This window comes from Pseudomonas sp. St290 (assembly GCF_018325805.1).
Lineage (GTDB): Bacteria > Pseudomonadota > Gammaproteobacteria > Pseudomonadales > Pseudomonadaceae > Aquipseudomonas > Aquipseudomonas bijieensis.
The window spans coordinates 5,051,152-5,064,107 of the sequence record NZ_AP014703.1 but is presented as its reverse complement, the minus strand read 5'-3'; the positions used below and the strand labels follow the sequence as shown (position 1 = coordinate 5,064,107).

13 protein-coding genes and 4 tRNA genes are annotated in these 12,956 nt (G+C 59.6%); 12 read left to right on the top strand and 5 right to left on the bottom strand.

What is annotated here, in order from left to right; all coding sequences use genetic code 11:
• Nucleotides 1-2: 2 nt before the first annotated feature.
• The 3 genes from PBDP_RS22065 to PBDP_RS22055 all read left to right on the top strand — a co-directional run bounded on the left by PBDP_RS22065 (nucleotide 3) and on the right by PBDP_RS22055 (nucleotide 3,522).
• Nucleotides 3-314 carry a cupin domain-containing protein gene (locus tag PBDP_RS22065; RefSeq protein ID WP_212801311.1) on the top strand — a complete coding sequence of 104 codons (312 nt, stop codon included), beginning with the start codon at nucleotides 3-5 and terminating at the stop codon, nucleotides 312-314.
• A gap of 103 nt (nucleotides 315-417) precedes the next feature.
• Nucleotides 418-1,566, top strand: coding sequence for a TDT family transporter (locus tag PBDP_RS22060; protein WP_212801310.1), 1,149 nt, complete (start codon nucleotides 418-420; stop codon nucleotides 1,564-1,566).
• Nucleotides 1,567-1,647: 81 nt separating this feature from the next.
• Complete coding sequence (locus tag PBDP_RS22055) at nucleotides 1,648-3,522, top strand: MFS transporter (RefSeq protein WP_212801309.1); 1,875 nt, start codon at nucleotides 1,648-1,650, stop codon at nucleotides 3,520-3,522.
• A gap of 116 nt (nucleotides 3,523-3,638) precedes the next feature.
• Here PBDP_RS22055 and sugE read toward each other — a convergent pair whose 3' ends face one another.
• From sugE to rdgC, 3 genes are all read right to left on the bottom strand, one after another.
• Entirely contained in the window at nucleotides 3,639-3,953 is a 315-nt protein-coding gene (sugE, locus tag PBDP_RS22050) for a quaternary ammonium compound efflux SMR transporter SugE (protein WP_212801308.1), read from the bottom strand.
• A 128-nt stretch (nucleotides 3,954-4,081) separates the two neighbouring features.
• The gene (locus PBDP_RS22045) at nucleotides 4,082-5,050 is read right to left on the bottom strand and encodes a bile acid:sodium symporter family protein (protein ID WP_212801307.1); all 969 of its coding nucleotides are present in this window, start codon (nucleotides 5,048-5,050) and stop codon (nucleotides 4,082-4,084) included.
• Nucleotides 5,051-5,196: 146 nt separating this feature from the next.
• The gene (rdgC, locus tag PBDP_RS22040) at nucleotides 5,197-6,117 is read right to left on the bottom strand and encodes a recombination-associated protein RdgC (protein WP_014339706.1); all 921 of its coding nucleotides are present in this window, start codon (nucleotides 6,115-6,117) and stop codon (nucleotides 5,197-5,199) included.
• A 160-nt stretch (nucleotides 6,118-6,277) separates the two neighbouring features.
• On the opposite strand from rdgC, the gene PBDP_RS22035 reads away from it, so the two are divergent.
• The 4 genes from PBDP_RS22035 to PBDP_RS22020 all read left to right on the top strand — a co-directional run bounded on the left by PBDP_RS22035 (nucleotide 6,278) and on the right by PBDP_RS22020 (nucleotide 6,795).
• Nucleotides 6,278-6,353 (top strand) — tRNA-Val (locus PBDP_RS22035).
• A gap of 19 nt (nucleotides 6,354-6,372) precedes the next feature.
• Nucleotides 6,373-6,449, top strand: a tRNA-Asp gene (locus PBDP_RS22030).
• Nucleotides 6,450-6,625: 176 nt separating this feature from the next.
• Nucleotides 6,626-6,701, top strand: a tRNA-Val gene (locus tag PBDP_RS22025).
• A gap of 17 nt (nucleotides 6,702-6,718) precedes the next feature.
• A tRNA-Asp gene (locus tag PBDP_RS22020) sits at nucleotides 6,719-6,795 on the top strand.
• A gap of 89 nt (nucleotides 6,796-6,884) precedes the next feature.
• Here the strand turns inward: PBDP_RS22020 and PBDP_RS22015 are convergent.
• A complete protein-coding gene (locus PBDP_RS22015) occupies nucleotides 6,885-8,021 on the bottom strand; it encodes a catalase family protein (protein WP_212801306.1) in 1,137 nt (378 codons plus the stop codon).
• 31 nt (nucleotides 8,022-8,052) lie between these two features.
• Nucleotides 8,053-9,858, bottom strand: coding sequence for a di-heme-cytochrome C peroxidase (locus PBDP_RS22010; protein WP_116833216.1), 1,806 nt, complete (start codon nucleotides 9,856-9,858; stop codon nucleotides 8,053-8,055).
• Nucleotides 9,859-10,127: 269 nt separating this feature from the next.
• On the opposite strand from PBDP_RS22010, the gene bamJ reads away from it, so the two are divergent.
• The 5 genes from bamJ (at nucleotide 10,128) to PBDP_RS21985 (ending at nucleotide 12,810) form a co-directional block, all read left to right on the top strand.
• Nucleotides 10,128-10,841, top strand: a complete 714-nt coding sequence (gene bamJ, locus PBDP_RS22005; RefSeq protein ID WP_003204577.1) for a BamJ family beta-barrel-assembly machinery protein — start codon at nucleotides 10,128-10,130, stop codon at nucleotides 10,839-10,841.
• A gap of 293 nt (nucleotides 10,842-11,134) precedes the next feature.
• Entirely contained in the window at nucleotides 11,135-11,584 is a 450-nt protein-coding gene (locus tag PBDP_RS22000) for a YkvA family protein (protein WP_109754010.1), read from the top strand.
• Nucleotides 11,585-11,698: 114 nt separating this feature from the next.
• Entirely contained in the window at nucleotides 11,699-12,040 is a 342-nt protein-coding gene (locus tag PBDP_RS21995) for a helix-turn-helix domain-containing protein (RefSeq protein WP_003204574.1), read from the top strand.
• The gene (locus PBDP_RS21990; RefSeq protein WP_003179080.1) at nucleotides 12,037-12,408 is read left to right on the top strand and encodes a hypothetical protein; all 372 of its coding nucleotides are present in this window, start codon (nucleotides 12,037-12,039) and stop codon (nucleotides 12,406-12,408) included. Before PBDP_RS21995 ends, PBDP_RS21990 begins: the two co-directional genes overlap by 4 nt.
• Nucleotides 12,409-12,810, top strand: a complete 402-nt coding sequence (locus tag PBDP_RS21985; protein ID WP_109754011.1) for an SEL1-like repeat protein — start codon at nucleotides 12,409-12,411, stop codon at nucleotides 12,808-12,810.
• Nucleotides 12,811-12,956 lie beyond the last annotated feature (146 nt).

Genomic DNA, 12,956 nt, shown 5'->3' with positions numbered 1-12,956 from the left:
CTTTGAAAATTATCCGCAGCAAATCCTTCACCGGCGAACGCGCCTGGGCAGCGCTGGATATCGCCAACATGAACGGCATCACCACGCGCCTGCACTGGACTGATCAGCCGTACAAATGGCACATCAATGACGGTCAGGAAGTCTTCGTGGTGCTCGATGGGCAAGTGCAGATGTGCTATCGGGAGGGTGGTATAGAAAAAGATACCGTGCTGGACGCCGGGGATATTTTCTACGCGTCAGTGGGCACCGAGCACGTCGCCAAGCCGCTGGGAGAGGCGCGAATCCTGGTGATCGAGACCGAGGGCAGTGTTTGAGTGTTATCTGTAAAACAGATAACACATACAAAAATTACCCGTTATATAGATATTCGATTCGGCTCTAGCATGGCTCCACCTCATCCGAGGACAGGAGTTCGCCATGACATGTTGCACCGCCAAGCGCCGGTTTCGTCCCTTGAGCCATTTGCCCAGGCCGCTGGAGGCCATTCGCCAATTCACACCCAACTGGTTCGCCGTGGTCATGGGTACCGGTGTGCTGGCGTTGGCCTTGGCGCAGTGGCCCGGAAATGTATCGGGCCTGCACCTGTTGGGTGAAGGTTTGTGGTTGTTCAATATCCTGTTGTTCGTGGTGTTCACCGGTTTGTATGCGGCCCGTTGGGTGTTGTTCTTCGACGAGGCGCGACGGGTTTTCGGCCACTCAACGGTTTCGATGTTTTTCGGCACCATTCCCATGGGGCTGGCGACGATCATCAATGGCTTTCTGGTATTTGGGCTGCCGCGTTGGGGCGACGGTGTGCTGCCGTTGGCCGAGGCGTTATGGTGGCTCGACGTGGCCATGTCCGTGGCCTGCGGTGTGCTGATTCCGTTCCTGATGTTTACCCGCCAGGAACACCGCATCGACCAGATGACCGCCGTGTGGCTGTTGCCAGTGGTGGCCGCCGAAGTCGCCGCCGCCAGCGGTGGGCTGTTGGCCCCGCACCTGGCCGATACTCATGGGCAACTGGTCATGTTGGTGACCAGCTACGTGCTCTGGGCCTTTTCCCTACCGGTAGCATTCAGCATTCTGACGATCTTGCTGTTGCGCATGGCCCTGCACAAACTGCCCCACGAAAACATGGCCGCCTCGAGTTGGCTGGCCCTAGGCCCGATTGGCACCGGCGCCCTGGGCATGTTGCTGTTAGGCAGCGACGCTCCGCTGATTTTTGCCGCCAATGGCTTTCCCGGCGTGGGCGAAATTGCCGCCGGGCTAGGCTTGGTGGCTGGCATTACGCTGTGGGGCCTGGGGTTGTGGTGGATGTTGATGGCGCTGTTGATTACTGCGCGTTATCTACGGACCGGCATTCCCTTCAACCTTGGCTGGTGGGGCTTTACCTTTCCCTTGGGTGTGTATGCGCTGACCACGCTGAAGCTGGCGGACTTGCTCGGCCTGGCGTTTTTCCGCGTGCTCGGTTGCGTACTGGTGGCGATGCTGGTGGTGATGTGGCTGATCGTTGGGCGGCGTACGGTCTTGGGCGCCTGGCACGGCGAGTTGTTTGTATCGCCGTGCATTGCGGGGCTGGCGAAATAATCGCTAAAGACAGGTAATGTGTGGCCTGGATCGAAAAACGTTCATTCCAATAAGCGTCCACGCCACTCAGGAACATGGAAGATGAGTCACCCTTCGCAGTTCACCTTGCTTCGCACGCGGCGTTTCCTGCCGTTCTTCATCACGCAGTCCTTGGGCGCGTTCAACGACAACATTTTCAAGCAGTCGTTGATTCTCGCCATCCTCTACAAGTTGACCATCGACGGCGACCGTTCGATCTGGGTCAACCTCTGCGCATTGCTGTTCATCCTGCCGTTCTTTCTGTTCTCGGCGCTGGCGGGGCAGTTCGGGGAAAAATTCGCCAAGGACGCATTGATTCGTCTGATCAAGCTCGGCGAAATCGTCATCATGGCGGTGGGCGCGGTGGGTTTTCTGTTCGACCATTTGTCGTTGATGCTGGTGGCGCTGTTTGCCATGGGCACGCATTCGGCGCTGTTCGGCCCGGTGAAATATTCGATCCTGCCGCAGGCCTTGCGCGAGGATGAACTGGTCGGCGGCAACGGCCTGGTGGAGATGGGCACGTTCCTGGCGATCCTCGCGGGCACCATCGGCGCGGGGATCATGATGTCCTCGGCACATTACGCTCCCGTGGTGTCCGCCGCGATCGTCGGCATCGCCGTGCTCGGTTATCTGGCCAGTCGCGGTATTCCGCGCGCGGCGGCGGCTTCGCCGCAAATGCGCCTGAACTGGAACATCTTCAGCCAATCCTGGGCCACCCTGAAACTGGGCTTGGGACAGACCCCTGCGGTATCCCGTTCGATTGTCGGCAACTCCTGGTTCTGGTTCGTCGGCGCGATCTACCTGACGCAGATTCCGGCCTATGCCAAAGAGTGGATGCACGGTGATGAAACCGTGGTGACCTTGATCCTGACCGTGTTTTCGGTGGGGATCGCCTTGGGTTCGATGCTCTGCGAGAAGCTTTCCGGGCGCAAAGTCGAGATCGGCCTGGTGCCGTTCGGCTCGTTCGGGCTGACGGTGTTCGGCCTGTTGTTGTGGTGGCACTCCGGCGGGATTCCCGACAGCGTCGAGGGCCACGGCTGGCTTGAAGTGCTCGGCTTCGGTCACGCCTGGCTGGTGTTGATCGACATTCTTGGCCTGGGTGTCTTCGGCGGTTTCTATATCGTGCCGCTGTACGCGCTGATCCAGTCGCGCACTGTCGAGAACGAGCGGGCGCGGGTGATTGCCGCCAACAACATTCTCAACGCGTTGTTCATGGTGATCTCGGCCATCGTCTCCATCGTGTTGCTGAGCCTGGCGAAGTTGTCGATCCCCCAGTTGTTCCTGGTGGTGTCGTTGCTCAACATCGGCGTCAACGCCTACATCTTCAAGATCGTCCCCGAGTTCAGCATGCGCTTCATGATCTGGCTGCTGAGCCATTCCATGTACCGTGTGGAACATCGCAACCTGGAGGCGATTCCCGATGAAGGCGCTGCGTTGCTGGTCTGCAACCACGTGTCCTTCGTCGATGCCTTGCTGATTGGTGGTGCAGTGCGTCGGCCGATTCGTTTCGTGATGTACTACAAGATCTACAACCTGCCGGTGTTGAATTTCATCTTCCGCACAGCCGGGACGATTCCGATTGCCGGGCGTCAGGAAGACATTCATATCTACGAAAAAGCCTTCAAGCGAATCGCCCAATACCTGAAGGACGGTGAGTTGGTCTGCATTTTCCCTGAAGGAAAATTGACCGGTGACGGTGAGATCAATGAGTTCAAGAGCGGACTGACGCGCATTCTCCAGGAGACCCCGGTGCCGGTGATTCCCCTGGCGCTACAGGGCTTGTGGGGCAGTTTCTTCAGTCGCGACCCGGCCAAGGGGCTGTTTCGCCGGTTCTGGTCGCGGGTGACGTTGGTAGCGGGTTCGGCGGTGGCGGTCGAGACGGCGACGCCTTCGCAGTTGCAGGCGTTGGTGGGGGAGTTGCGCGGTACTGTCCGCTAGAACGAAAAACTGTGGGAGTAAAGACCTGTGGGAGCAAGGCTTGCCCGCGATGGCAATCTAAAGGACGCCATCGCGAGCAAGCTTTGCTCCCACAGATTTTGCTTCAGTAGGAGCATTCAGGCGCTGACCTTGAGCCCGATCAATCCTGCAACGATCAACGCCACGCTGGCCAGGCGAACCAGCGCCATCGACTCACCAAACAAAATGATCCCGGCGATCACCGTACCCACGGCACCGACCCCGGTCCAGATCGCATAGGCCGTACCCAATGGCAATTCCTTCATCGCCAGGCCCAGTAGGCCGAGGCTGATCGCCATGGCGGTGATTGTCAGTGCAGTGGGAAGAGGGCGGCTGAAACCGTCGGTGTACTTCAGGCCGACCGCCCAGCCGACTTCGAACAGGCCGGCAAAAAACAGAATGATCCAGGACATCACATACCTCCATCGATGGATGGGGTCGTCCCCGGATTAGGCACTCGATCGGGAGCCTGATCGAGTGGCGGGGTCGTCCCCGCGCTGGATGGATAGTGCCAATTACTGACCACTCGATCAAGTCTGCTTCAGTCGGCTGCCTGCCGGGCGGCGAGGGTTTCGCGGTCCTGTTTTTCACTCATGCGCCGGAAATACGTCGAGAGCAGCGCCCCGGAAATATTGTGCCAGACGCTGAACAGCGCGCTGGGTACCGCCGCCAGCGGCGAAAAGTGTGCACTGGCCAACGCCGCGCCGAGGCCGGAGTTCTGCATGCCCACTTCCAGGGCCAGGGATTTACGTTGGGCCAGCGGCAGCTTGAACAAGTGCCCGGTGAAATAACCGAGCAAAAAGCCGAAGCTGTTGTGCAGCATCACCACGGCCATGATCAGCAGGCCCGATTCGGCAATTTTCGCCTGGCTGGCGGCCACTACGGCGGTGACGATGATGACGATGCTCACCACCGACACCAGCGGCAACACCTCCACCGCATGCCGTACCTTGTCCCCTAGCAGCCGTTGCGCCACCACGCCCAATACGATCGGCAGCAGCACCACTTGCAGGATCGACCAGAACAGCTCCATGAACGACACCGGCAACCAGGCCGAGGCGAGCAACCAGATCAGCGCCGGGGTCAGCAGTGGAGCGAGCAGGGTGGTGACGGCGGCGATGGCCACCGACAGAGCCAAGTCACCCCGAGCCAGCCAGGTCATGACATTCGACGAGGTGCCGCTTGGGCAGCAGCCCACGAGAATGACGCCGACGGCGATTTCCGGCGGCAGGTGGAACACCTGGCAGAGCAACCACGCCACACCGGGCATGATCACGAAATGCGCGACGACGCCCAGGGCCACGCGCCAGGGATGACGCGCGACTTCGGCGAAGTCATCGAGCTTGAGGGTCAGGCCCATGCCGAACATCACCAGCCCGAGCAGCGGCACGATGGCGCTTTTCAGACCAATGAACCAGGCCGGCTGCACAAACGCCACGACGGCGAAAATCAGTACCCAGTAAGCGAAGGTATTGCCGACGAAGCGACTCAATGCAGCCAATGCGCGCATGACCTGATCCTTATTATTTAAGTAGCACCACAAAACCAATGTGGGAGCGGGCTTGCTCGCGAAGGCGGTGTGCCAGCCGGCATATTTGTTAGCTGACACACCGCCTTCGCGAGCAAGCCCGCTCCCACACTAGAGCTCAACAGCCTTTAGATCCCCTGCGGAATCTCTTCCCCACCCAACGCCTCAACCAGCGCCGGCAGGAACTCGCCAAACGTCAGCATCATCAGGGTGAAACTGGCGTCCAGTTGGCCAAGGGCCTCGTCGCCACCGTCCTGCTCCGCCTGGTCTTGCAGCAGGTCTTCGAACTTCAGGCGCTTGACCACCATCTTGTCATCGAGCACGAAGGACAGCTTGTCCTGCCAGGCCAACGACAGTTGTGTCACCACTTTGCCGGTGTTCAAGTGCAGCTGGATTTCGTCGCTGGTCAGGTCCTGGCGCTTGCAGCGCACGATGCCACCGTCTTCGTGGGTGTCGCGCAGTTCGCATTCATCCAGCACGAAGAAATCATCTGCGGCTTTCTGGGTCTTGACCCAGTCGGTCATGGTCGCGGTGGGGGCCATCTTGACCGTCAGCGGGCGGACCGGCAGCGAGCCGATGACTTCGCGCAGGGTCGAGAGCAGGTCTTCGGCGCGTTTCGGGCTGGCCGAGTTCACCAGGATCAGGCCCTGTTTCGGCGCGATGGCGGCGAAGGTGGACGAGCGACGGATGAACGCACGCGGCAGGAACGCCTGGATGATTTCATCCTTGAGCTGGTCCCGTTCCTTTTTATAGACCTTGCGCATTTGCTCGGCTTCGATCTCTTCGACCTTTTCCTTCAAGGCATCGCGTACGACGCTGCCTGGCAAGATGCGTTCTTCCTTGCGCGCGGCGATCAGCAGGAAATCCTGGCTGACGTGCACCAGCGGCGCGTCTTCGCCTTTGCCAAACGGCGCGACGAAACCGTAAGTGGTCAACTCCTGGCTTGCACATGGACGCGCCAGTTTGCTGGCCAGTGCAGTTTCCAACGCCTCGGCATCAAAAGGCAGATCTTGGGTCAGGCGATAGATAAGCAGGTTTTTGAACCACATGGGGTGAGTCTCTCCTTTATACAAAGGGGGGCATTATTCTCTTCGCGGCGCCATAGGCCAACCCTTCGCTAAGCCTTTGGAAGGCCTGAAAAAATTAATTTAAAAAGTGCTTGCCAGCTTAAAGAGTGCTCCGTAGAATGCGCGCCACACCGAAAGCGAAGGGTGATTAGCTCAGCTGGGAGAGCGTCTGCCTTACAAGCAGAATGTCGGCGGTTCGATCCCGTCATCACCCACCATTCGTTCAACGTGTTACGCGCAGCGGTAGTTCAGTCGGTTAGAATACCGGCCTGTCACGCCGGGGGTCGCGGGTTCGAGTCCCGTCCGCTGCGCCATATTCGGTTATCTGGAACACTGAACGCCAGGTCACCACAGAAAGCCCGCTAACGCGGGCTTTTTGCTGTTTGCAGTTCCTGCGGTGTGCGTTGCTCATGTTTTTTGCTGAATTTGCTAATTAAATCAGCACGTTATAAAAAAAATGTGAGAGAATGCGCCCCGCATCGAAAGTGAAGGGTGATTAGCTCAGCTGGGAGAGCGTCTGCCTTACAAGCAGAATGTCGGCGGTTCGATCCCGTCATCACCCACCAAACTTTCAATGTTACGCGCAGCGGTAGTTCAGTCGGTTAGAATACCGGCCTGTCACGCCGGGGGTCGCGGGTTCGAGTCCCGTCCGCTGCGCCATATTCGGTCACCTGGAACGCTGAAGGCCAGGTATCCACAAAAAGCCCGCTCATTGAGCGGGCTTTTTGCTGTCTGGCATTTGCCTGCCGCTATTGCTCAGCGTTACGGCTGTGACGGTAATCGCTGACCGCCTCATACACCGCTTTACGCAAGCGGTTGATACCGCCAATGGGGCGATGGGCCTCGATGCCGAACCAGGGGTTGAACGACTGGTTGTCGCAGGCCAGGTTCAGCTTGGGTGTGTCGAAATCCTGGGCCGGCACCTTGATGTGGGCCACGGTCTCGAACGGTGCGTCACTTTCCTGCCATTCAATACTGGTGTCTTCGATCGGCATGTACTTGCTCGGATCCTGGCGCTGGATCTGCAAGACAAAACATGCCGGCACCCGGTCTGTGGATAACTGCTGGTTCAGCGCGCTACGCAAGAAATTCGGCAGGTCCTGGTTTTGTGCGGGCAGCGTATAGGCCGGGCAGCTATCCGGGTCCGGTGCTACGCGAAACTTGGCATTGGCCTCACCAAACTTGTAGGGCGACACCGAGAAGTAAGTGGTCTGGGTCGGGCTGGCCGGAGGCGGCGAGAGTGTCGCCAGGGCGATGAACAGATGGCGGATCTGCCAGGTGCGCGGGTCCAGGCTCGGAAAGAAAGCCATCGCCTTCTTCCCGTCAGCCTGTGCGGCCACATTCTGGCGATATTCAGCGACGTCACTGACGAAGAAGTTCGGATGATTGAACATCACGAAGTCCTGCTCGCCGTGTGATTGCCGATCCGCCAGCAGCTGTTTGCCGGGCACATCCAGCAGCTTGATCGCCATCCCACGGGCATCGCGCAGGCTGTCGAACTGCGGATAGGCGTTGCCGTTGGACAGGCGAATCGTCGCTTGCCAGGTCTTCCCCGGTTCGGCAAAGACTCCCTGGCGCAAGGGGGCCGGCAGGTCGTTCGGCACCTGGACTTCGGCCATGACACAGCCGTGGGCCTTGGCATGGGCGTCACGCAGGTAGCGCGTGCCTTCACGGTGCTGGTCGACGATGCGAATAGCGGTCTGAATGATGTCCTGGGTCATGGCGGTTTCGCCGGGTGCAATCTGCTCCTTGTCCGAGACCGGCCCGCGGTGTTGCCAGGTGAACCAGGCCGAGGACAAGGCCCAGCAGAGCAACCCGATGCCCAGCAGCCACAGGAGCGTCTTGCCCAAAAAGGCGCCGAGGCGCAGCCAGAGGGTGATCAACATGCCAACATCCTTTTACCTGTGGGGTTCATCATTACAGTTGCGACTCCAACGGCCCGCCCAGCACCTTCAAATACTCCAGCAAGGCCCAGCGTTCCTGCGGTTGCAGCAAGCGGCCAATGACGCCATTGCCTCGCTCGCCCGCGCGGAATTCATGGCCGCTGTTGTGATTGCCGGTAATCCGGGTATCGAAGAGGAAACCGTTGGTAAAGGCTTCGGTGCGATAGCCCAGGTGGCGTGGGTCGTATTCGAAGTTGCCTTTATAGAAAGTGATTGCGCGTTCGTCCTGAGGCGACAGCAATTGATAGATCGTCGGCACCGAGCCGTTGTGCAGGAACGGTGGCGTGGCCCAGACACCCGCCAACGGCCGGGCCTTGTAGGCGCGCAATTCGCGTACACCGATGGGCAGGCCGAAACCGTCCAGGGCCGGGCGCTCGGCGGGGGTGACGCCGGCATCGCGGTAGGCGCGGTTTTCCACGAATGCCGTGACGTAGGCCAGGCCTTTGGCGACCGAGAGTTGGCTCAGGTCCAGTGGCTCCGTCGGGGTCGGGTGCAGTTGCACTTCCAGCTTCGCCAGCTCGGCCGGATCCCATTGCAGGCTGGTCAGGTCGAAGCGGTGGTCAGCGATGTTGTTGGCGGTGCCCGGGTCGGTACCGATCACTTGTATCGGCAGCATATGCAGTTGTTGCACCGGCCTGTCGGGCCCCTGGACCACTTTGGGCACATGGCAGCCGGCGCAGTTTTCGCTGAACAGGGCCCGGCCCTTGGCCGCCAACGGTTTATCGATTGCACCCAGCAGCGCTTCCGGCCACACCGGGGGCTTGAGCAGTTGCAGGGTTTCCTCGATCTTGTTCAAGTCGCGCACACGCACGCTGGAGGGGTAGCGCGCATCGCCTTGCAGCGGTTTGCCTTGGGCGTCGAAGAAACTCAGCGTGGCGCCAACCCCCAGCGCTTCACCGACGTTGCGGGCCATCGGTTGCTGGGCTGATCCGTTCCACTGCACCCAGTCGAACGTCCATATGTCCCATAGTTGCGGGTAATCCACCGGTGCGTTGGCGACACGGTAGTTCTCTGCCGAAATGGCATCACCGAAGCTGGCATTGGCGATGCGGCCGAAGGCGTCGGTACGGCCCGGGCCCTCTTCGGTGGGGTAGAGGCCGCGATGGGTATCGTTCCAGGCCACCCGCAGGAACGTGTCCAGGGAGACCTTGAACGCCTTGCGCAATTCCTCGTGGCGGGCATCGTAGTCCTTGCCCAGCACCTGGCGGGCGAAGCGCTCGAATTTCCATGGGTTGTAGTAGGTAGATGCCAGACTGGCGACCAATGCCTGTCCGAAACTGCCACCGCGTAATGTAGGAACACTGGAAGGCAGCACATGCTGAGCCGAGCCGCCATCGATCCGTATCGCCTGGCCTTTGAAGCGCAATTCGCCGGTATGACACGCCGCGCAGGTGATATCCAGGAACTGCTCGCTGCTGCCCGGATTCTGGTGCCGTGCAAACCCTACCGGCAAATTGCCGGGATTGTCAGGCGAGGCTTTCTGCGCCGGATCGACCAGGAAGCCAAAGCGCGCCAGGTACTCGGGCGAAGCGAAGCGTTGTTGCGAGAATGGCAATTCGAGGGCGGTGAACCAGTCGTAGCGCAGGCCTTTGACCTGGGTGCCCTGGGGGGTGAAGTAATACGTCTGGCGCTCGGCGGCGCTCCATTGATCCAGGTAATGCACCTGTTCGACGGGCGTATAGAACGGCAAGCGAGGATTGGCGACGTAATAAAGCACTACGGCCACGACGACGATCAGCAGCGCGAGAAGCAGCAAGAGAATGCGAGAGAGAAGGCGCACGGTAACGTCCTTGTTTTTTTGATATGTCCTTATGCCTCAGTGCCGCGCGGCGGGCAAGTGGCCATTACCCCTGGCCTGTAGGGGAGCGGCAATTTGTCCCTGTACGTCGCAGATGACAGATGCTTCATTCGTACAGGGTTAAAAAGCGTTTGCAGGCCTGAACTTATCGTTACTTTGCGGCTCACATGCCGGTAGCCATTGGTCGTGGCCGCCTGATAAGCTCGCGGCTTTATTCGATTGCCCTTTAGGCGCATGAACAAGGAAATAGCATGAAACAGCATCGGTTGGCGGCGGCGGTGGCCCTGGTTGGCCTGGTACTCGCGGGTTGCGACTCGCAGACCAGCGTAGAGCTGAAGACCCCGGCGCAGAAAGCTTCCTACGGTATTGGCCTGAACATGGGCAAGAGCCTGGCTCAGGAAGGTATGGACGACCTGGACTCCAAAGCGGTCGCCCAGGGCATCGAAGATGCCGTCGGCAAGAAAGAACAGAAGCTCAAGGACGAAGAACTGGTCGAAGCCTTTGCCGCACTGCAAAAGCGTGCCGAAGAGCGCATGGCCAAGATGAGCGAAGAGTCGGCTGCTGCCGGCAAGAAGTTCCTTGAAGAAAACGGCAAGAAAGCCGGTGTCACCACCACCGCTTCCGGCCTGCAGTACGAAGTGGTCAAGAAAGCCGACGGTCCACAGCCTAAGCCGACTGACGTCGTGACTGTTCACTACACCGGCAAGCTGACCAACGGCACCGTATTCGACAGCTCCGTTGAACGTGGCAGCCCGATTGACCTGCCGGTCAGCGGCGTGATCCCGGGTTGGGTCGAAGGCCTGCAACTGATGCACGTCGGCGAGAAGTACAAGCTGTACATCCCGAGCGACCTGGCCTACGGCGCCCAGAGCCCGAGCCCGGCTATTCCGGCCAATTCGGTCCTGGTGTTCGACCTGGAACTGCTGGCGATCAAGGATCCGGCCAAAGAAGACGCAGCCAAGTAATCGCGTCTGCTATAACGACAACGCCTCGCTTATGCGGGGCGTTGTCGCATCTGGGCTGCGGCAAATGGCAAAAAAACCGAACGCACGATGCAGGCTACAGTCATAGGCAATACAGGCGCTGGGCTAGACGCAGTCAGCCGGTCAAGTCAATGAAATATTGGGTTTTTTTATGTGAGTAAAAAACGCCCGATCTAAGCCGGGGCCTTATGAAACGGGGGCTTCAGCGCGGAAATGCAGCTCTGTTCACAAGGTTATCCACAATTTGTGTGGATAACATTTCAGTGGGAGAAAAAATGAAGGCCCCGTGGAATTTTGCGCGATTTCTGCCCTTGGCAGGCCGCCTGCTGGCCCGCGGTCGATTGCCGACATTGCTGTTTGCCGTCGCCAGCAAAGGTGCCCGGGAGGGCGGGCGGTTGGGCAAACTCAAGGAGGACCTGCGTCTGCTGCAGGCCCTGTGCCTGGCCTACTGGCGGGGCGAATACCGCGCTGTCAGTGCCAAGTCGATGTTGTCGGTGGTGGCAGGGCTCATGTACTTCCTCAGTCCCCTGGACGCGATTCCGGATATCTTGCCGATGTTTGGCATGTTCGACGATATCGCGGTGCTGGCATGGGTCATGAAAACCCTCGACGTTGAACTCGAGGCTTTCCGCGCCTGGCGCTATCGACAATCCCCCGAGAAGCTGGCCCAGGTCGAAAGGCTTCCCGATACCCCGGAACAACTCCAAAGCCAGAAAAAGACCTGATTCGCTAGCAATTGCCCCTGAGAATTCATCGCACCGCGACCTTAGCCGGTATTAGGATTACACTTCCAAGGAAAAAGGCTGACTCGCTAAGTGTTGTTGTCCTACGGGGTAGACATGGATATTCAAATAATCACACGTGACGGAGAGCCCGAGTACGCGGTTTTGCCGTGGGATCAGTACCAGTCTTTGTTGAAGGCAGCAGGCATCGATCAAGCACCGCCGCGCGAGGCGACAGTCCGTCACGCGGCGGCACCCGGCCAGGTTCTCCCTGGCCTGGATCAATTACGCAGTTTGCGCGAAGGGAAGGGCATCGCCATTGAGGCGCTGGCCCGCACGGTAGGTATCAGCCCGTCTTATCTGGCCTTGATCGAGAGCGGCGAGCGTCAGCCCGATGCCGCGATTCGGCGCAGTCTGGCCTGGGAGTTGACGGTGCCGGGTTGGAGGGAAGAATCGTGAGCGTACGCATCAGTCGGCAGCATTGGGATGGGTTGTTGGGTGAATTGGACCAGGCGCGTCGCCAGCGCCATTTGTTGACTTACCGAGCGTTGCTGGAGCGCTTGCAACTGCCCAGCCCGGCCATGCAGACCTTGACTGCGGCCCTTGAACACCTGGCTGCGCTGGACGCCCGGGCGGAACAGCCGTTGCGCAGTTCATTGGTGATCAGCCAGGGCGCCAGTCGTTTGCCGCGAACCGGGTTCTTTGAGTGCGTTGAGCGCCTGGGCCGCTTTTCCGGGCCTTCCGATGGCGTGGCCGCAGCCTCCTGGCACGCTTCGGAAGTGGTTCGGGTTTTTGAATACGAGTACCCCGAGTCGGCGGAGGCCTGAATGCTCTGGCGACTCAAGGCGCGGGGCGGTTACTGGCTGGCGCGTCGGTTGTTTCATTGGTCCTGGTTCGTCCGCCAGCCGCGTGGCTGGGCCTGGCTCGAGGGCCAGTTTTCCCGCATGGCGAACCTGGGCGACGTCGGTGCGCAAAGCTTCTATGGGCACATCCTCACGTTTCGCGGCCAAGGGCTGGGTGCCCGTGAAGAAGGGATTCGCCTGCTGCGGCTGGCGGCATTGGCTGGGGATGGCAAGGCGGCCTACCAGGTTGGCGTGATCAGCCTGGCCGGTACAGCCAGCAAGACGCCAGACCCGGTTGAAGCGGCACGTTGGTGGACCTTGGCGGCGAAAGCCGGGCATCCATTGGCCGAGATCAAGCTCAAATCACTTGAAGATCAGGATCTCTAGGGTTATCCACAGGCTATTCGTGTGCAAATCAGACTAATTTAGCGAATCGCCCTACGCGCTCTATCTCCTTCCCCTGACTTAACTCTCCACTCATCCCCGGCAAAATCTCGCGCTCCTTGAGCGCTGCGAGACGTTTGCCCATGTTC